Genomic DNA, 18,948 nt, shown 5'->3' on the forward strand with positions numbered 1-18,948 from the left:
AGGTCCTTCACCGTGACTGAGCCGATCAGTCCGATGTACGGTCGAATCCTGAGATCCATGCTCGGCGCGTTCCCCTTTAGGTATAAATTACACGCGTGTCATTACCGCTCCGTCAAGCCCTCATGGAGTATTGGGACAGCACCTGAGACCCGAATAGAACACATGTTCACATGCACACGCGCCCGGAACACCATATGTAGGGAGAGCCCTTGAGCCCCAGCACAACCTGTGGGATCCGCCTGAGCAAACCTGGAGAATTTAGAAAGAACGCGCCGTCGATGGGATTATGGAGGAATGAGAGTGGAATCACCGGCGGCCGAGCATGAATGACCGACTCCTCACCGTCTACGCTCCTCCCGTCGAGGAGGACATCGCGCCGGGTTCCGACCTCGCCGCGATCCTCATCAACGCCCTGCGACGCAATCGCATCGACCTCAAGGACGGCGACATCCTCGTCGTCGCCTCGAAGGTCGTGTCCAAGGCCGAGGGCCGTCTGCGCACCGTCGCCGATCGCAGCGAGTTCGAAGAGCTCGTCACAGCCACCGGCACACATCTCGTCGCCGAACGCTCCTATGGTTCCGGCACCACCGTCCAGGTCGTGCGCACCCCGGCCGGCACCGTGCAGGCCGCGGCGGGACTCGATCAGTCGAATTCTGCCGGCGCCGTCATCATGCACCCGCTCGACAGCGATCGCTCGGCCGACCGGCTGCGGCTGAGGGTGGAGCAGGCGTTCTCCGTGCGCATCGGCCTCGTCGTCTCCGACACGAGCTCTCGACCGTGGAGGATCGGCGTCGGCGACATCGCCCTCGGTCTGTCCGGCTTCTCCGGGCTCGACGATCAGCGCGGACGCCCCGACGACGACGGCCGCGTCCAGACTGTGACGGTGCGAGCCATCGCCGATGAGATCGCGGCAGCCGCGGATCTCGTCAAAGGCTCTTCCCGCGGTCTGCCGATGGCTCTCGTGCGCGGCGCCGGCGGGTACCTCGACAACGGTCGCGACGGAGCGAAGGCCCTGTCGCGCGAGCTCGGCGACGACTGGTTCCGCTACGGACACGTCGAAGCCGTCCAGCGCAGCCTCGGCGTCACCGAACTTCCCGGCGGGGCGCCCGCCGGGGACAGCAGCGATGACATCCTCGAGCGCGTCTCTCGTGCGATCCGACTGGTGCGCGCCGGGCAGTCGCGGACACCCGGCCATGCGGCATGGCGGATGCGCATCGAAGGCGCGGGCTCGCGGATCACCCTCAACCCCTCGGATTCGCCGGCAACAGCGCAGTCGGGAGGTCCCCCGCTGCTCGAAGCGATGGTCGGACTCGGGTCACTGGTCGAGCGACTCCACACGGCGCTCTTCGCCGAGGATCTCAGCGCCTCCACCAGGTACCACTGGGTCGACGGCGAACTCGGCGCGTTCCCGCGCGGAGTGACCATCGACATCGGACTCATCGTCCCCTGAACGGCACGGTCCTGTCCTACGCAGGTGCCGCCTCGGCGGGCGGAGACGGCCGTGCCACAACTGTCAACACTCAAGGATGGATACGGATATGGATCTGACAGTCATTGCGAACACCGGCGGGCCGGTCCTCATCTGGCGCGGACCCGACCACGACCGCCTCGACCTCACCGGGCCGGTCGTGGCGAACTGGGTCAACAAGGGCGTCGGACTCTTCGGCGACTATGACCTCGGACCCGACTTCACCCTCTTCGCGCCCCTTCCACAACGCCTGCACTGGCGCGAACTCGTCGCGCTGCTCAGCGTCCTCCTCGCCGGCGGTCGTGTCTGCATCGGCGAAGAACCGCCGACGGAGGACTTCATGGCCTTCGTTCCGCTCGGCCACGAGGACCTTGGTTCCGTGGCCGATGCCGAAGAGGTCTTCGTCTTCAACCCGCCGGCGCTGGCTCTGAGCACGCCGGTCGATGAGGACTTCATCGACGTCAATTCGGCGATTCGGGCCTATCCCGATGTCGCCTCACGTCGCCTCGACGCCTCGGGCACTCTCGAAGTCGACGGGCAGATCATCGACTGGGCGGGAGCAGAGCAGGCGGCTCCTGTCGGCGGCAGACCGCAGGGTCTGCTGGCGTCGAACTCGACCCCACGGCCCGATGAGTGGCCGCGGCTGCTGCAGCATCTCCTCGGCGGTGGTGAACTCCTCCTCACCAGCAGTGTCGACGATGCTCGTATGACGGACCTGGCCCACGGCCTCGGAGTGCTTCATGGCACACTGGGCACATGGACAAAGTAGTTGATAGCCCCGCAGAAGCGGTGGCCGACATTGCAGATGGATCATCGATCGCCGTAGGCGGCTTCGGTGTCGTGGGCGTACCCGAATTCCTCATCCGTGCGCTGCAGGACCAGGGTGCCAAAGACCTCGAGGTGATCTCGAACAACGCAGGTGTCGATGGTCGCGGTCTGGGCATTCTGCTCGCCGACGGACGCCTCCGCCGCATCATCGCCTCCTACGTCGGCGAGAACAAGGAATTCGCCCGTCAGTACCTCTCGGGAGAACTCGAGGTCGAACTCACCCCGCAGGGCACACTGGCGGAGAAGCTGCGTTCCGGAGGCGCCGGCATCCCGGGCTTCTACACCATCACCGGTGCCGGCACGCAGGTCGCTGAGGGCGGAATGCCATGGAAGTACGACTCCGAGGGCAATGTCGTCAAGAAGTCTCCTGCGAAGGAGACGAAGGTCTTCGACACCTTCGGCGAAGAGAAGGAATACGTCCTCGAAGAGTCGCTGGCGCCCGACTACGCCCTCGTGCGCGCCGCGGTCGGCGACCGTCACGGCAACCTCGTGTTCCATTCCTCCGCCCGCAACTTCAATCCCCCGGCGGCCCAGTCCGCACGCGTCACCATCGCCGAGGTCGAGAAGCTCGTCGAACCCGGCGAGATCGATCCGGATGATGTCCACGTGCCCGGGGTCTTCGTCCACCGTGTGGTGCCGTTGACGCCCGAACAGGTGGCTGACAAGCCCATCGAGAAGCGCACCGTACGAGAAGCCTGAGGAGACACAGCAATGTCATTGACACGCAATCAGATGGCGGCCCGTGCCGCCCAGGAACTCGAAGACGGCAGCTACGTCAACCTCGGCATCGGCATGCCGACCCTGGTTCCGAACTTCCTGCCCGAGGGTGTCCACCTCGTGCTCCAGTCCGAAAACGGCCTGCTCGGCGTCGGCCCCTACCCGACCGAGGACGAGATCGATCCCGACCTCATCAACGCGGGCAAGGAGATCGTCACCATGAACCCGGGCGCGGCCTACTTCGACTCCGCTGCGAGCTTCGGCATGATCCGCGGAGGCAAGATCAACGCCGCAATCCTCGGCGCGATGCAAGTCGCCGTCAACGGCGACATCGCGAACTGGATGATCCCGGGCAAGATGGTCAAGGGCATGGGCGGTGCGATGGACCTCGTCCACGGTGCTCAGCGCGTCATCGTCATCATGGACCATGTGGCCAAGGACGGATCGCACAAGCTGCTCAAGTCCTGCGACCTGCCGCTGACCGGCAAGGGCGTGGTCTCGCGCATCGTCACCGATATCGCGGTCCTCGACGTCTCCGGTGATTCCTTCACCCTCGTCGAACTCGCTCCGGGCGTCACCGTCGATGAGGTCAAGGAGAAGACCGGCGCCGAGGTGATCGTCCCTGACGACGTGCCCACCATCGAGGTCGTCGCCTGAGCATCTCCGGATGTCCGGCAGTTCGCTGACCAAGCAGCGCCACGCCGCTGACCGAGTAACGGGTCGAGTGCCGAGAAACGGGTTGACACATACCGTGTACACCCGCGTTTCGGCACGCGACCCGTTTCTCGGCGAAAGCAGGCGAGCCTCCCCAGCGACAGAGACCCCCAACAACAGAGAAGTGGTCACGTTCGGATACGGAATCTCGGTTCTGGTATCCGAACGTGACCACTTCTCGTTGTGAGCGCCAAGCCGGAGGAAGCCCCGCGCGTCACGAGCGTGAGATTGCTTCGCTCAGGCGAGAGACGGGGTGGGGGCGAGTCCGGCGGGGGCGAGTCCGGAGGGGGCGAGCCCGGTGGTGGCGACGAACAGGTCGCCGTGGCCGTCGGCGGTCACCATCGGCTCGTTGGCCGCGATGAAGGCACTCTCGCCGCGTTCGAGGGTGAGCGAGGAGCCCAGCGAGTTCAGCGTGATCGTTCCCGCGGTGCACAACACGATAGCGGCTCCGCGGCGTTCGAGCGTGGCCAGCCTGGGGCAACGCAGCGCCTGCAGAGCGAAGTCGTCTGTGGCTCCGAACATGACGCCGGCACGGTCGGGTTCGACCATGCGCGGTCTGCCCGCGCGGAAGTCAGCGACCTTCGTCAGTTCCGCGATATCGACGTGCTTCGAGGTCAGACCCCCGCGCAGCACATTGTCGCTCGAGGCCATGATCTCGATGCCGGTGCCGAACAGGTAGGCATGCAGCACCCCGGCCTCCATAGCCAGCGCCTCCCCCGGCTGCAGATGCACACGGTTGAGCATGAGCCCCACGAGCACACCGGGGTCGTGCGGGTAGTCGTCGACGAGCTCGCAGAAGGTCTGCGCCGGGTCGACGGCGCTGCCGAGTCGGCTCACGTGCCGTTCCGGCAGTTCGTCCATCCCGTGCGCGGCCACCTCGTCGACGAGTCCTGCGGCCCGCGGATCGCCGAGGACGAGTTCGACGGCGTGTGAGAGCGCTCGGCCCTCTCCGAGGGACTTCAGCGCGCCGATGACGGTGCCGAGGAAGTCCAGCGAAGGCGGCGTCAGCGGCTGGCAGAGCATCCGTTCGAAGGTTGCTCGGACAGCCTTGCGCGGACGGAATCCGGTGAGAGCGTGGAAGTCAGTGAGTGCATAGATGAGTTCCGGTTTCGCCGAGGCGTCCTTGTAGTTGCGCTCGGGAGCATCCAGTGCCGGCCCGTGGGCCTCTTCAGCGGCGAATCCGGCCCGTGCCTGGTCTCGGTCAGGATGGACCTGGATCGACAGTGCCTTCCGGGCCGAGAGCACCTTGAGCAGGAACGGGAGGCGAGCACCGAAGGCCTCGACGGATTCCTGCCCGAGCAGACCCGTGGGGTCTCCAGCCAGGTATTCGATGAGGTTGGGGCCGAGTTCGCGCGCGGTCTCCGTCGCCACCGTTCCAGTCGAGTCGATGCCGCCGAGGCGGCTGCGGCGTTCGTCGACCGCGCGGGTCCGATCCTGGTGTATATCGAGCCGGGAAGGACTCATCGGATGGGCACCCAGCCACAATTCCGCGCAGGGGGTGCCGTCGGGGGCGGTGCCCAGGAGCGCGGGAATCGCGTCCGTGCTGCCCCATTCGAAGTTCTTGACCGTGTTGTGCAAGCGGTGCACTGGAGGCCCCCTTGGATGGATCGGTGTCGAAACCACATCCGGCTGTTCCGGGTGTGCACTGTCCACGATAGCGTCACCAGCGCGTTCGGACCCGGCACTTCACTGACTGTTCAGCCGAAGTCACACACTATTCACCGCCGCCACCTGCAAGGACGTATCCGGCCCGCTGAGAGGGCGAGAAGAATCCGCAGGAGAACCTGACAGTGCCCCCGCGGGGTTCCGGAACCGGATCCCCGCGGGGGCACTGTCAGTGGGGCCTTGGAATTCCCGCTGCGAGGCTGTCGATCAGCCGATGACGCGGATGACCTTCGCTCCACGGTTGAGCATCCAGCTGTAGCTGCGCTTCGTGGTGTTCGTCCGGGTCGATCCCGCATCGTACATCTGCCCCTTGGTCTCGGAGATGATTCCGATGTGACCGGGGATCCAGATCAGGTCGCCTGCCTCAGCGTCCTTGATGGGGATCTCCTTGCCCGCAGAGCGCTGCTGGCTGGTCGTGCGCGGCAGCTTGATGCCGTTCTTGGCGTAGACGTACTGGGTGTAGCCCGAGCAGTCCCAACCGGACTTCGGCGAGGTGCCGCCCCAGACGTACTTGACACCGAGGTTGGCCTTGGCATCCTTGATCACGGACGCACGCTGAGCCGCGATCTTCTCTGCCTTGGTCGGCTTATCCTTCTTCTTGTCGTCCTTCTTCTTCGAATCGTCCTTCTTCGAGTCGTCCTTGGACTTGTCGTCCTTCTTGGAGTCGTCCTTCTTGGAATCGTCTTTGGACTTGTCGTCCTTCGTGGAGTCATCCTTGGACTCGTCGTCCTTCTTGGAGTCATCCTTGGACTTGTCGTCCTTCTTAAAGTCATCCTTTGTGGAATCGTCCTTGGACTCATCATCCTTCGAGTCTTCGTCGTCTGCAGAACCTTCCCCGGAGTCTGCAGGCGAATCGCCATCGGTGGACTTGTCTCCCGGCGGTGTCGTGTCGCCCGGAGCATTGTCATCCGTCACTCCGCCGGCGATCGAACCCTTGGGAGAGAATTCGGTGGTGCCGTATCCTTCGGCCCAGACCAGTCGAGCACCTTCGAAGAGCTGCTCGCCGCGACCGTCCTTGAAGACCACGTCGGACTTGGGGTAGCCCAGGTGGCCCTTGACAGTCCCCTTGTCACCCCAGTACTTCATGATCGCACCGGTGGTGTAGTGGGCGCCGGTGGCCTTCGACCAGTAGAAGGATCCCTTCTCGAAGCGCTGTGCGACACCCCCGTCCTTGAGGCCGCCCTTCTCCGCAGAGGTGGGCAGCCCCAAGTTGGTGACCGCGTCGCCCTTGTACGACGAGGCGATCGCTCCTGACAGGTGGTAGGCGCCGGTCTTCTTGGACCAGTAGACGACACCCTTTTCGAACTTCTGAGCCTTGGCACCCGAGATGCCCTTGACCGCGTATTCCTTGCCGACAGCCTTGCCGAGCTTGTTCTTCTCGGCGTACTTCTCGATCGCAGTCTTCGTCTTCGGCTTCTCAGACTTCTTGGAGTCATCCTTCTTGGAATCGTCCTTCTTCGAGTCGTCCTTCTTGTCGCTGGGCTGTTCGCCGGTCTTCAGGATCGAGTTGACCGTTGAGCGGACCTCGCCCAGCTTTGCGTAGAAGGCGTCACCGGGGCAGTCGGTGCTGCCCAGGTCACGGTGGCCGACCAGGTTCGACTTCGTCGCCTTGGAGATTCCGTTGAGCGAGAACTTCCAGGCGATGGCCGAAGCCACGGCGTCACGGGTCTTCTTCGGAGGAGCTGCGCTGTTGTAAGTGCCCAGCACGGAGATACCGAAGGTTCCGGTGTTGTGTCCGGCTACGTGTGCGCCGATGACGGCCTTCGAGACGTCACCGCCGCGAGCGTGCCAGAGGCGACCGTACTTGTCTGCGACGACGTTGTAGCCGATATCGCTCCACCCACGGCCGTCCTGGTGGTAGGCCTGGATACCGCGGATGATTCCCGGGACGTCCTCGGCTGAGTAGCTGTTCGAACCGGAGGTGTGGTGGACCACGGCCTGCTTGATCCCGCTGGCATAGTCAGGGCTGCCCCGGTAGGCCTTCGCACCCCAGGAGCTGCGCGAACCGATCTTCGGCTTCGCAACCTTCTTCGCGACGGTGGACACCGTCGACGAACCGGGCACATAGTTCTGGTTGGCCACGGTCGCGCCGGAGACGTCGCTGAGGTTCTCGGCCTCGGCCGCCTCGGCGTCGGTCGATTCCTCGGACGCGGCATCGGAGGTCTCCGCGTCGTCGGCGTTCTGCTGTTCGAGGTCGACGGGGGCGTTCTCGGCGACGGCCTGTGCGTCACCGGAGTCGCGCTTCGGATCGACGAGGACGAGCTCGGCGTCACTCGGTGCGGAATCACCGAGGATGCGCATCTGCACTCCGGAGGCGTTCGTCACCGTCATCGGCTCCGAACCCTTGTTCTCGGCTTCGTCCTGCTCCTCTTCGTCGAGAGTGTCCCAGCTGCCCCACTCGGATCCGTGCTTGATGCGGATCTGAATGCGGATGTTCGACTTCGACTCGGAGAAGGTGAACCCGACGAGACTCGGGTTCTTCGTCGGAACATCGAGGACATCAGAGATGAGTGCGATGTTCACGCCGTCTTCGGTCTTCTGCCGGACCGAGCCGGAGATGTCTTCGTCGTCCTTGGCCTCCGACTCCTCGGCGGAGTCCTGCCCGCTCTTGTCCTCGGAGTCTTCGGACTTCTCGGCAGGGGTCTGCTCCGTCTCGGACGGGGAGGAACCCTCGGACGGCACGGTCTCGTCGGATTCAGAGGCGAGTCCGGCGGATGTGGTGTTGACCGCCCCGGTCGCAGCGGAGGCGTTGACGGCCGACCCGGTGTCTGCCGAGGCGGATGCGTTGACGAACTCCGGCACCTTGGTCCCGGCCAAAGCGGTCTGCGACTTGAAGATGTTCGGCAGATTGCTCGTGGCGCTCTGGTTGGCGGCAGTGGCGGTGGAATCACTGGAATCACGGGCACCGGGGACGTTGAGTCCCTCTTCGCTGACGTTCAGCGCCTCTTTGGACACGTCAGGCGACGTCGTGGCCGCAGAGGCCGTCGATGCCGTGACCGCTAAGGTGCCGACGAGTGCGACAGAAGCGCAGCCCGCGACAGTGGGCAATAGATATTTCATCGTTACAGCCTTTTCGAGGAAGACAGGGAAGTTCAGGCCTCGAGGTCCCCTGCACCGTTGGCAGTACGGCGGGCAACCCCAACATCTCAAAATTGTTACACATTTTCGGCGTGTCAGACTAGCCACAGAGCGGAATATTCTAATTACACGAGTGTGGTTCCCAGTATTGGCAAGGGACACACCGAGCAAAAGTTTTTCCCGGAATCGTCGTCGGCCGGACGTTTTCGGTCATTGTTCGGCCGCCCGAGCCGCTTCCGGTGCCTCACGGCACGTAGCAGATCGCCTTTGCGTCGGCTTCATCGCCGTTGTCAGCAGAGTTGTCGCCGGCACTCTGTGCCAGCAGCTGCGGCCCGGAACCGGGGTTCGGATCGAGTCCCGCATCGACTCCGGCGGCAGCTGACAGATCGCTTCCGGAAGCCGAGAATGCGTCCTTGTCCTCCTTCGAGGACTTCGACGCCTCCTCGATCCTATCGGCTACGAGCTGTCGTGCCACATCGAAGTCCGGATTCGACGGTGTCACGCGCGGCGGAGTGAGGTCGAGGGACTCGATCTTCTGCGACTTCACCTTGAGAGCCAAGTCGACGAAGGAGTCCACCTGGGAGGACGGAATGTTCGTGGCCACAGCTCCCGGAGTGGCCTTGGCGATCGCCTGGTAGCGAGTGAGCACCGTAGCCGGATCGAGCTGCTTGCCCATGGCCGTCTGCACGCAGCGCTGCCGGATCATCCGCTCGTAGTCGCTGGAGAACTCTCGGGAGCGGGCGAACCACAGTGCGTGGAATCCGTCGAGCTTCTGCTTGCCCGGCTCGATCCACCCCTTGACCGGGCCGTGCTGGCCCGTCTTCGGGTCGACCTTCGAAGAGATCGGCACTCGCTTGCCCGAGACCAGAGTGATTCCGCCGAGGGAGTCGATGAGGTGCTCGAATCCCTTGAGGTTGATCATCGCGTAGTACTGGACCTCAAGCCCGGTGATCGCGGATACGGCGTCCATCGTTGCCTGCTCGCCGGCCTGCTCCGGGTCGTCGAATTCGTCTTTGTGCTGCTCGCCCTGCTGGAATACGGCGTTGAGCAGGCACTCGGAGCCGCAGTTGTACCCCTGCGGGTACTTCTTGTGCAGCGGCGAATCCTCCGTGAATGGCACGTTCTCCATATTGCGCGGCAGCCCGATGATCACGGTCTTGCCCGTCTTCGCGTCGATCGAGGCCAACGACAGAGAATCCGGACGGATGCCCGTGCGCCCCTTGCCGGCGTCGGACCCCAGAAGCAGGATGTTGTAGCGGCCGTCGACGGGTTTGAGGGCCTTGCCGGAGGCGAAGAGGTCGCTCATGAGACCACGCTGAGAGTTCAGCATCGACGTCCCCCAGGCCAGCGGGCCGACGACGATGAGGAGGAGAGCACAGAACGCCGCGACGAAGCGTTTGCGGGCCCTCTGCGAGATCGTGACGAGTCGGATCCGGCGCAAGGAGTCGAACAGGCACACGGCCCAGCTGATCGCGATGACCGGAACCCAGATCGTGAGGAAGGTGAGGATGAAGGGGTTCGTGCCGATGGTGAACAGGAACGTCCGGTTGATGAGGACGGTGACTCCGGCGAGGATGGCCAGAGCCCAGCTGATCACGGTGATCGACAGGGAGATCTTCGCCCACCGACGATGTCCGAACAGCAGCTGGACGCCGCCGGGGACGACGACGGTGACGAGGAGCAGCAGCCAGGCCCGCACATCCCGTGTGGGCTGCGAGGCGTACGAAGGGTAGCGGATCGGGTCCACGTATCTCGTTTCGGCCACTGCCTTCCCTTCGTCTCCTCGGCGGTCTTCACGGCTTCCGGTACACAGTCGCACGCGCCTCGACGACGAGCGACACGGTCTCTGACCGGACGTGCGGCGAAGACAACTGTGCCAAACGTTCTTCAGAGTCCACTGTGTTCATCCATTGTGTCGCCTGCGGGCCGTGGATTCCGGCAAATCCGCGCCGTGCATGTCGGATTGCGCTGCTATGCGATTCTTCACAGACGACGGCGAGGGTGCTGCGTCCCGACCATCTTCGTCGAGTCGCAGCACCCTCGCCGGGGTTCGCACGCGGGCTGAAGGCTCAGCGCAGGAGCTGGCGTCCCATCACCATCTGCTGGATCTGGTTCGTGCCCTCGTAGATCTGGGTGATCTTCGCATCGCGCATCATCCGCTCGACCGGGTGGTCGACGACGTAGCCGGCGCCGCCGAGCAGCTGCACGGCGTCCGTGGTGATCTCCATGGCCGCATCCGAGGCGTAGGCCTTCGCCGCCGCCCCGAAGTAGGTGAGGTCGTCATCGCCGCGTTCGCTCTTGGCGGCCGCGGTGTAGGTCAGCTGACGGGCGGCTTCGAGTTTCATGCCCATATCGGCGAGCATGAATTGGATGGCCTGGTTATCGGCGATGGACTTGCCGAACTGCTGACGTTCCTTGACGTAGGACAGCGCGTAGTCGAGCGCGCCCTGGGCGATGCCGACAGCCTGAGCGGCGATCGTCACACGGGTGTGGTCGAGGGTGCGCAGCGCAATCTTCAGGCCCTCTCCGGGCTGTCCGACGATCCGGTCCCCCGGCAGCCGGACGTTGTCGAAGAGCAGTTCGCGAGTGGGCGAACCCTTGATGCCGAGCTTGCGTTCCTTCTCGCCGAAGGTGAAGCCCTCATCCGATTTCTCGACGACGAAGGCCGAGATGTTGCGACCGCGGGCGCCGTCGGGGTCGGTCACGGCCATGACCGTGTAGTAGTCGGATTCCCCGGCGTTCGTGATCCAGGTCTTCACTCCGTTGAGGATCCAGTCGTCACCGTCGGCGACGGCGCGAGTCTTCATCGATGCGGTGTCCGAGCCCGCCTCCCGCTCGGACAGGCCGTAGGAGAAGCCGGCCTCGCCGGAGGCGACCGAGGGGAAGTACTTCTTCTTGATCTCTTCGCTGCCGCCGAGCTGGACGGGCATGCTGCCGAGCTTGTTCACGGCCGGGATGAGCGAAGACGAGGCGCAGCCTCGGGCCACCTCTTCGATGATGATCGCCACGGCCAGCGCGTCGGCACCCATTCCGCCGTATTCTTCGGGAATGTGGGCGGCGAAGAAGTCGGTCTCGACCAGCGCCTCATGAGCTTCTCGCGGGTAGCGGGAATCCGCATCGACCTCCGCCGCGAACGGCGTGATCCTCTTCTCGACGATATCGCGTACGGCCGCACGGATCTCTTCATGCTCTTCGCTGGGCTGGTAGAGGTCGAACATTCTTCTCCTAATGCTTATCGGACGTTCAGTAACACCATTATCCCTGCAGAGCCCGGCCCTTGTCGAGAGCGACCTGCCGCAGTTCGTCTCGGTAGCCGTCCAAACGCTGCCGCACAGCGGCGGCTTCGTCGCCGTCTCCCGCGCCGAGGATGCGTGCGGCGAGCAGGCCCGCATTCTTCGCTCCGCCGATCGACACGGTCGCCACGGGCACTCCCCCGGGCATCTGCACGATCGACAGCAGGGAGTCCATTCCGTCGAGGTATTTCAGCGGCACGGGAACGCCGATGACCGGCAGAGAGGTCATCGATGCGATCATGCCCGGAAGGTGAGCCGCTCCCCCGGCTCCGGCGATGATGACACGCACGCCTCGGTCGGCCGCGGACTTCGCCCAGGCCACCATGTCTTCGGGCATGCGGTGGGCGGAGACGACCTCGGCACTCGAGGCGATGCCGAGTCCGTCGAGTGCCTCGGCGGCGGCCTTCATCGTCGGCCAGTCTGAATCCGAGCCCATGACGATTCCGACCGGAGCCGCTGTTGCTGTGGAGTCGTGTGCTGTGGTCATCTGTGCTTCCTTCGTCGCAGGCGGTGCGGGATCTCGTTCGCTGCCGTCCGGATCGGCGGTTGCCGATGTGGTTCGGCAGCAGGTCGGTGACAGCCGGTTGGGTTTCAGCCCGTGCTCGACTCCCGGTCGGCCAGGAGATTCTCCGGGGTGGGCATCCGCGGGTGCGGGTCGACATCGACCCCGGCGATGAAGTCAGCGGCATGGCGGGCCCGAGCGAGCACGAGCTCGCGGTCGTCACCGTAGGCGTTGACGTGGCCGACCTTGCGGCCCGGACGCACGCTCTTGCCGTAGAGGTGGACCTTGACCGCCGGATCGTGGGCCATGACGTGCAGGTACGGCTGGTAGAGGTCCTCGTGCTCGGCACCGAGGATGTTGACCATCGCAGACACGTCTTCTCTGGCCGCGGGGCTGCCCAACGGCAGATCGAGGACGGCACGCAGATGCTGCTCGAACTGGCTGGTCACCGACCCGTCCTGGGTCCAGTGCCCGGTGTTGTGGGGGCGCATCGCGAACTCGTTGATGAGGAATCCATCGGCGGTCTCGAACATCTCCATCGCCATCACACCGGTGACCTCGAGGGTTCCGGCGACGGTGAGGATCGCCTCGGTGATGGCCCGGGACTTCTCTGCCGACAGGTCGGGTGCCGGGGCGAGGGCCTCTTTGCAGACGCCGTTCTGCTGCCAGGTCTCGACGACCGGCCACACGGCGGTCTGGCCCATCGGGGAGCGTCCGACCATGACGGCGAGCTCACGGGCGAAGTCGACCTTCTCTTCGGCCAGCAGCTGCCCGACTTCGGCGAGCCACTCGGAGGCTTCTGTGAAGCTCTCGATGACGCGGACGCCTTTGCCGTCGTAGCCGCCGCGCGGCGTCTTGAGGACGAAAGGATAGCCGACGCGATCGGCGAAGGCCGCGATATCGGCCTCCGAGGTGATGTCTGCCCAGGCCGGGTTCGGCAGTCCCAGCTCGTCCATCTTCGTGCGCATCCGGATCTTGTCCTGTGCGAAGATGAGCGCCTGCGGTCCCGGGCGCACGGCATGGCCGGCCTCGACGAGGTCTTCGAGATGCTCGGGCGGGACGTGCTCGTGATCGAAGGTCACGACATCGACGGTCTCGGCGAAGGCCTTGAGCGTCGGATAGTCCGTGTAGTCGCCGACGCTCACCTCATTGATGACCTGGGTGGCGGGGGCATCGGCGGTCTCCGCGAGGACGGAGAAGCGGACACCGAGGGCTTCTGCGGCGGGGGCGAGCATGCGTGCCAGCTGGCCGCCGCCGATGACACCGATTCGAGGAAAAGTCACGTCTGTCATCCTAACTGTCGATCTCAGAGGACGAGGAGCGGGATCTGCAGTTCGCGTTCCGTCGTCGAGCCGTGGTGGCCGATCAGCGCCAGCGCCGAGGCGGACTCCACGTCCGAATCGACGACGGCGAATCCGTCGGAGCAGATGACGACGAAGTCCCCGATCCGCGGGTTCACGTGTGCGGCGACGGGACCGAAGTATCCGCGGGCGATGGCCTGGGACTTCGGGATGATCAGCGCCCGGTCGCCGAGCGTCTCTGACCACGCGGATTCGACGTCGGCCTCGGCGCCGGGCTCGGCATAGAGATGCAGAGCTCGCGGTTCCCCTCCGACGTGGCGCAGCCCGGACTTGAGATCGGGAGCCGAGGCGAGGTCGAGGCGTCGGTCATGATCGATGTCAACCATGCCGTGGTCGGCGGTCACGAGCATCGTCGCATCGTGGGTCAGGTCCGCGGCGAGCCGGGACAGGGCGAGGTCGACGCGTTCGAGCTCTTCGGTCCAGGCCGCCGAATCCGAACCGTGCACATGACCGGTCTTATCCAGGTTTCCCCAATAGAGGTAGACGAGTCGCCGGCCCGGAGCCTTCGCTTCGGCGAGGGCCTGCGCGCAGCGATCCTCCAGTGTCTTCGAATCCCGGAACCGGCCACCGCGCAGAGACGCGCGATTGAGCCCGCGTCCGGCGAACTTCTTCTCACCGAGGCTGACCACATCGACGCCGACGTCGGTGAGTCGTTCGAACAGGGTGGCATCAGGGACCCAGGCGACGGGGTCGACGTCGAGGTTCCAGGTCAGCTGGTTGAATACCGCGTCCTTCTCCGGGTCGAGGACGCGATAGCCGACGACCCCGTGGGCACCGGGCAGCCGGCCCGTGGCCAAGGAGGACAGGGAGTTCGCGGTGGTCGAAGGGAACCCGGCCGACAGAGTCCGGCGGGCCTCTGCCTGCGACCGGAAGAACGGAGTGTATCCGCTGAAGCGGCGCAGCTGCTGCTCACCGAGGCCGTCGATGAGCACGACGATCGTGGTCCGTGAGTCCCGGTCGAGCCCGAGGGCCCGAGCCCGCTCACGCGCCTCGGCGTCGAAGATGCCCCCGGCGCCGAGGCTGAGCGCGGCGGCGGGCACGATGTCGGAGAGGATGGGCCCCGAATAGTCCGGTGGGCCCAAGAGACCGTTGCCTGCGGGTGTCTGCGCGGCCGCGTCGCCCATCAGCGGCGTGACCGCAGCCGGGCGTGGAAGACCGCGGCGCGCAGCTTGCCGGCGAATTCGGTGATCCGGTCGACGGCGGCCTGGCCTTCGGCTTGGGCGGAGACTCGGAGCATGACATCCTCGGCGAACATCGATCCGCCGTAGCCGTGGTCGCCCATGCAGTCGGGATCCCCGCACGTCTCGGGGAAGGCTTCGATCCGCTTCGACGCTCCCCAGGACAGGGTGAGGGAGACCTCGACGGGTTTGTCGCCGGGTTTGTAGGCGGCCGGATCGGCGAAGGTGCGGCCGACCATCACGGTGCCGAGCCGGTCGAGGTCGATGTCCTCGCTGCTCGTGACCGCCCGCGGTTTGGACCCGGGTTCGGCGTTCGGATCGTCATCGACGTGGGCCAGCAGCAGCCGGGTCTCGGTGAGGACGAAAGCGGTGACGTGACGGTGGATGGATTCGATGTCGACATGGGTGTCGATGTGGACGAAGTGGGCCAGTACCGGTTCGTCGAAGAGGGAGTCGGCGAGTATGCCTTGGGTCAGCTGAGGATAGTAGCCGGCCGACTGCAGATCGTGAACGAGAACCTCGGGTAATGCCATGCCCACTATTGTGCCCCACTCCCCTGACACTTCCCAGCGCCCCCGACACTTCCGAGGACGGTCGGCCACAAACGTGAGCAGACGCATATGCTGGGAACATGGAAAACTATCCTGCCGGGTGGGAAGCCGATGTCGTCCTCCGCGACGGCGGCACCGCCCATCTGCGTCCGATCACTCCCGCTGATGCCGATGCCCTGTCCCGGATGCATGAGGCCCAGTCGCCGGAGTCCGTGTATCTGCGCTTCTTCGCCCCGCTGCCGCGGCTGCCGCAGCGCGACCTCGACCGGTTCGTCAACGTCGACCATCACGATCGTGTCGCTCTGATCATGCTCATCGGCGATGACATCATCGGCGTGGGCCGGTTCGACAAGATCTCCGACACCGACGCCGAGGTGGCCTTCAACATCGCCGACGCCCACCAGGGACGCGGCATCGGCTCGATCCTCCTCGAGCACCTCGCCGCGGCCGCGCGTGAGGCGGGGATCCAGAGGTTCACCGCCGAGGTGCTGCCTCAGAACCGCTCGATGCTTCAGGTCTTCCAGGCCGCCGGCTACGAGGTCTCCCGCGGCTTCGACGACGGCGTCGTGGCCGTGAACTTCGACATCGACCCGACGGCGCGTTCGATCGAGGTCCAGGCCTCCCGCGAACACAGGGCCGAGGCCCTGAGCGTGCGCACGGTCCTCCACCCCACCTCGGTGGTGGTCATCGGCGCCAGCCGGAAGCGCAACTCCACCGGTCATCTGCTCATCCGCAACATCACGGCCGCAAAATTCGCCGGCGACCTCTGGGTCGTCCATCCCGAGGCCGATCAGATCGCCGGAGTCCAGGCCTACCCGAGCCTGGAGAATCTGCCCGGCAAGGCCGACCTCGCCGTCATCGCCGTTCCGGCCGAATCCGTCACCGAGGTGGTCAAGGACTGTGCCGTGCACGGAGTCAAGGCCGTGCTCGTCATCTCCTCCGGCTTCGCCGAAACCGGCCCCGAGGGCGCCGAGCTGCAGCGGCGGATGGTCGCGACCTCGCGCGCCTACGGCATGCGGGTGGTCGGGCCGAACTCCTTCGGCCTGGTCAATGAGGCCGAAGACATCTCCCTCAATGCCTCGCTCGCACCGTTCCTGCCCGCTTCGGGCACACTCGGACTGTTCAGCCAGTCGGGGGCCTTGGGCACCGCGCTGCTGGCGGCGGCGAAGAACCGCGGCCTGGGCATCTCCACCTTCGTGTCCGCAGGCAACCGGGCCGACCTGTCGGGCAACGACCTGCTCCAGTACTGGGAGGAGGACCCGGCCACGCAGACCGTCGGCCTCTATCTCGAATCGATCGGCAATCCGCGCAAGTTCTCGCGCATCGCCCGCCGGGTCTCGCGCGTCAAACCGGTCATCGTCATCAAGTCCGACCTCACTGGGCGAGAGCTGCCGCCCGGGCATATCGTGCGCACCTCCTCCCTGGCCCCGAACACGCTCGATCAGGTGCTCGAACAGGCGGGCGTGATCCGCGCCGACACCGTCCACCGCCTCTTCGACCTCGCTCAGGTCTTCTCCTCGCAGAAGCTGCCCGCCGGCCGCCGGGTCGGTGTGATCGGCAACTCCGCGGCGATGGGCACGCTGATCATGCAACGGGCCCGATCCGAGGGTCTGCGCGTCGACACGGACCCGGTCTCCCTGCACCCGGAGGTCGATACGCAGACCTTCCGCGCAGAACTCGATGCGATGTACGACCGCGACGACGTCGATTCGGTCATCGTCACGTTCACCCCGTCGGCGGGGGCCGAGGAAGCGGAGATCGCCGCGCTGCTGTCCGAATCGGCTGCGAGGTCGGGCAAGACCACGGTCGCGTGCTTCCTCGGCATCCAGGGCGTCCACGACGAACTCACCACTTTCCTCACCGATGACGAGGGCAACCGCGTCTCCCACACCGTGCCCAGCTACATCGGTCCCGAGGACGCGGTGTGGGCGCTGGCCCGGGCGACGGACTATGCCCGCTGGCGGGCCGCCGATCACGGCACGTACGTCGAACTCGATGACATCGATGACAAGAAGGTGCGTTCGATCATCGACTCGGCGCTCGACGGCGCCAAGCCGGGCGCTCCGGTACGGCTCGAACGCGATGACACCCGCGCCCTGCTCAACGCCTACGGCATCGAGGTGCTGCCCTATATTGCGGCGTCCTCGGTCGAAGAGGGGCTCGCCGCGGCGGAGACCATCGGCTATCCCGTTGCCCTCAAGGCGGTGACGAAGATGCTGCGGCACCGGATGGAGCTCGGCGGTGTGCGGTTGAACATCGACTCTCCGGAAGAGCTCGCCGAGGATTTCGCCGCCGTCCAGGACACCATCCGTCAGCTCACCGATGAGGACGAACCGCTCGTCGACGTGCAGGCGATGGCCCCACACGGTGTGCCCTGCGTGATCCGAGCCGGAGAGGACCCGCTGCTCGGTCCGTTGCTGGCCTTCTCTCTGGCCGGCGACTCCACGGAGCTCCTCGGAGACGTCGAGCACCGGGTCGCCCCGATCACGGACAAAGAGGCCGAGGACATGATCCGCTCGATCAAGTCCTCCCCACGCCTGTTCGGCTACCGGGGCCTGCCGCCGATGAACATCGAACCTCTGCGCACGGTGATCGAGAGGCTCTCGGTGCTGGTGGAGAATCACCCGCAGATCCTCGAGCTCGTCATCCACCCCGTGGTCGCCACGGAAACCGAGTCCCACGTGCTCAGCGCCCACGTCGATCTGCTGCCGGATCCCACCCGCATCGACGGGACTCGACGGCTCCTCAGCTGAGCCCGAAACGGCGGCGAAAACTGAACGCGGAATCTGCGCCGGCCCGAGACCGGCTCCGAATTTTGGGAACCGACTCTCAGATTGGCGAGTCCTATACCAATTCGCAGACTTGACGGGTAGTGTCTGTATCCATTCGACACGAATAGTTATGAATTCGTGTTTTCCATGAGTGGCCGCTCCGGCGGCCACCATCTGTGGTCAGCATCCTGACCATTCACCGTCCACGGCACCGGCGACCTGCGGATGTCCCACGAGAGCGAGGCCTCACAGTCATGATTTCGCGCAGAGACGTCGTCACCGACTCCGCGATCGCCGTAGTCGCCGAACAAGGTGTCCGCGGACTCACCCACCGAGCAGTCGACGCATTGGCAGAGCTGCCGGTCGGATCGACCTCGAATGTCTACCGCACCCGGGACGCCCTGATCACCGGAATCATGGAACGCATCGGGGAACTGAACTCCCAGCAGCTCGAACGCATTCCCGAGCTGATGCGCTCTCCGGACGCCGATCCGATCGAGGTCGCCATCGATTTCTGCATGAACTGGCTGACCACCGACCGCAACCGCTTCTACACGATGATGATGCTCAGCCTCGATCCGGCGCTGCCGCCGGAGGCCGTGATCGCCAAGGAGAAGAACCTCCGCGCGATCCAGGACTTCATCATGCGCTTCGCGGGAATCGACGCCGAATACGCGCGGCGGGTCAACAGCTCGGTCGCGGGCATGATGCTCAGCGAACTCGTTGCCGGAACCGCTGAACGCTCCCACGTCGAGGCCTACCTCAAGGACTTCTTCGTCTGGCTTCGCTCAACGCGCGAAGAAGCCTGAACTTCCGACACGA

General features: G+C 65.1%; 14 protein-coding genes. 6 read left to right on the plus strand and 8 right to left on the minus strand.

Going from position 1 to position 18,948, the window contains the following annotated elements; translation table 11 throughout:
- Positions 1–322 precede the first annotated feature (322 nt).
- The 4 genes from ACSE4D_RS01780 to ACSE4D_RS01795 all read left to right on the plus strand — a co-directional run bounded on the left by ACSE4D_RS01780 (position 323) and on the right by ACSE4D_RS01795 (position 3,670).
- Positions 323–1,450: a coenzyme F420-0:L-glutamate ligase gene (locus ACSE4D_RS01780; RefSeq protein ID WP_426936458.1), complete on the plus strand. Its 1,128-nt coding sequence runs from the start codon at positions 323–325 to the stop codon at positions 1,448–1,450.
- 88 nt (positions 1,451–1,538) lie between these two features.
- On the plus strand, positions 1,539–2,237 hold the full coding sequence (locus ACSE4D_RS01785; RefSeq protein ID WP_135538119.1) for a hypothetical protein: 699 nt from the start codon (positions 1,539–1,541) through the stop codon (positions 2,235–2,237).
- On the plus strand, positions 2,225–2,995 hold the full coding sequence (locus ACSE4D_RS01790; RefSeq protein WP_135538117.1) for a CoA transferase subunit A: 771 nt from the start codon (positions 2,225–2,227) through the stop codon (positions 2,993–2,995). The genes ACSE4D_RS01785 and ACSE4D_RS01790 overlap by 13 nt, the downstream gene beginning before the upstream one ends.
- A gap of 12 nt (positions 2,996–3,007) precedes the next feature.
- Entirely contained in the window at positions 3,008–3,670 is a 663-nt protein-coding gene (locus ACSE4D_RS01795) for a CoA transferase subunit B (RefSeq protein WP_436326569.1), read from the plus strand.
- Between the two features lie 294 nt (positions 3,671–3,964).
- Here ACSE4D_RS01795 and manA read toward each other — a convergent pair whose 3' ends face one another.
- The 8 genes from manA to ACSE4D_RS01835 form a co-directional block, all read right to left on the minus strand.
- A complete protein-coding gene (gene manA, locus ACSE4D_RS01800) occupies positions 3,965–5,314 on the minus strand; it encodes a mannose-6-phosphate isomerase, class I (RefSeq protein ID WP_436326570.1) in 1,350 nt (449 codons plus the stop codon).
- 285 nt (positions 5,315–5,599) lie between these two features.
- Entirely contained in the window at positions 5,600–8,452 is a 2,853-nt protein-coding gene (locus ACSE4D_RS01805; RefSeq protein WP_436326571.1) for an NlpC/P60 family protein, read from the minus strand.
- Positions 8,453–8,714: 262 nt separating this feature from the next.
- The gene (locus tag ACSE4D_RS01810) at positions 8,715–10,235 is read right to left on the minus strand and encodes an LCP family protein (RefSeq protein ID WP_436326572.1); all 1,521 of its coding nucleotides are present in this window, start codon (positions 10,233–10,235) and stop codon (positions 8,715–8,717) included.
- A 304-nt stretch (positions 10,236–10,539) separates the two neighbouring features.
- Positions 10,540–11,688, minus strand: coding sequence for an acyl-CoA dehydrogenase family protein (locus ACSE4D_RS01815; RefSeq protein WP_436326573.1), 1,149 nt, complete (start codon positions 11,686–11,688; stop codon positions 10,540–10,542).
- A 37-nt stretch (positions 11,689–11,725) separates the two neighbouring features.
- The gene (gene purE, locus ACSE4D_RS01820; RefSeq protein WP_436326574.1) at positions 11,726–12,250 is read right to left on the minus strand and encodes a 5-(carboxyamino)imidazole ribonucleotide mutase; all 525 of its coding nucleotides are present in this window, start codon (positions 12,248–12,250) and stop codon (positions 11,726–11,728) included.
- Between the two features lie 104 nt (positions 12,251–12,354).
- Positions 12,355–13,557: a 5-(carboxyamino)imidazole ribonucleotide synthase gene (locus ACSE4D_RS01825; protein ID WP_135538106.1), complete on the minus strand. Its 1,203-nt coding sequence runs from the start codon at positions 13,555–13,557 to the stop codon at positions 12,355–12,357.
- A 14-nt stretch (positions 13,558–13,571) separates the two neighbouring features.
- Complete coding sequence (locus ACSE4D_RS01830; RefSeq protein WP_436326575.1) at positions 13,572–14,750, minus strand: alkaline phosphatase family protein; 1,179 nt, start codon at positions 14,748–14,750, stop codon at positions 13,572–13,574.
- On the minus strand, positions 14,750–15,337 hold the full coding sequence (locus ACSE4D_RS01835; protein ID WP_135538102.1) for a DUF5998 family protein: 588 nt from the start codon (positions 15,335–15,337) through the stop codon (positions 14,750–14,752). The genes ACSE4D_RS01830 and ACSE4D_RS01835 overlap by 1 nt, the downstream gene beginning before the upstream one ends.
- Positions 15,338–15,435: 98 nt before the next feature.
- Here ACSE4D_RS01835 and ACSE4D_RS01840 point away from each other — a divergent pair, with 98 nt between their 5' ends.
- Both ACSE4D_RS01840 and ACSE4D_RS01845 read left to right on the plus strand, forming a co-directional pair.
- Positions 15,436–18,108, plus strand: a complete 2,673-nt coding sequence (locus ACSE4D_RS01840) for a bifunctional acetate--CoA ligase family protein/GNAT family N-acetyltransferase (RefSeq protein WP_436326576.1) — start codon at positions 15,436–15,438, stop codon at positions 18,106–18,108.
- 272 nt (positions 18,109–18,380) lie between these two features.
- Positions 18,381–18,935, plus strand: coding sequence for a TetR/AcrR family transcriptional regulator (locus ACSE4D_RS01845; RefSeq protein ID WP_135538098.1), 555 nt, complete (start codon positions 18,381–18,383; stop codon positions 18,933–18,935).
- Positions 18,936–18,948: the final 13 nt, after the last annotated feature.

It is taken from the genome of Brevibacterium sp. FAM 27836, from assembly GCF_051351055.1.
GTDB lineage: Bacteria > Actinomycetota > Actinomycetes > Actinomycetales > Brevibacteriaceae > Brevibacterium.

Excerpts from the sequence above, each read along its gene's own strand:
- purE (WP_436326574.1), bottom strand. The coding sequence starts at position 12,250 with ATGACCACAGCACACGACTCCACAGCAACAGCGGCTCCGGTCGGAATC.
- ACSE4D_RS01835 (WP_135538102.1), bottom strand. The coding sequence starts at position 15,337 with ATGGCATTACCCGAGGTTCTCGTTCACGATCTGCAGTCGGCCGGCTAC.
- ACSE4D_RS01785 (WP_135538119.1), top strand. The coding sequence starts at position 1,539 with ATGGATCTGACAGTCATTGCGAACACCGGCGGGCCGGTCCTCATCTGG.
- ACSE4D_RS01825 (WP_135538106.1), bottom strand. The coding sequence starts at position 13,557 with ATGACAGACGTGACTTTTCCTCGAATCGGTGTCATCGGCGGCGGCCAG.
- ACSE4D_RS01805 (WP_436326571.1), bottom strand. The coding sequence starts at position 8,452 with ATGAAATATCTATTGCCCACTGTCGCGGGCTGCGCTTCTGTCGCACTC.
- ACSE4D_RS01815 (WP_436326573.1), bottom strand. The coding sequence starts at position 11,688 with ATGTTCGACCTCTACCAGCCCAGCGAAGAGCATGAAGAGATCCGTGCG.
- ACSE4D_RS01830 (WP_436326575.1), bottom strand. The coding sequence starts at position 14,750 with ATGGGCGACGCGGCCGCGCAGACACCCGCAGGCAACGGTCTCTTGGGC.
- ACSE4D_RS01780 (WP_426936458.1), top strand. The coding sequence starts at position 323 with ATGAATGACCGACTCCTCACCGTCTACGCTCCTCCCGTCGAGGAGGAC.
- ACSE4D_RS01790 (WP_135538117.1), top strand. The coding sequence starts at position 2,225 with ATGGACAAAGTAGTTGATAGCCCCGCAGAAGCGGTGGCCGACATTGCA.
- ACSE4D_RS01845 (WP_135538098.1), top strand. The coding sequence starts at position 18,381 with ATGATTTCGCGCAGAGACGTCGTCACCGACTCCGCGATCGCCGTAGTC.
- ACSE4D_RS01840 (WP_436326576.1), top strand. The coding sequence starts at position 15,436 with ATGGAAAACTATCCTGCCGGGTGGGAAGCCGATGTCGTCCTCCGCGAC.
- ACSE4D_RS01795 (WP_436326569.1), top strand. The coding sequence starts at position 3,008 with ATGTCATTGACACGCAATCAGATGGCGGCCCGTGCCGCCCAGGAACTC.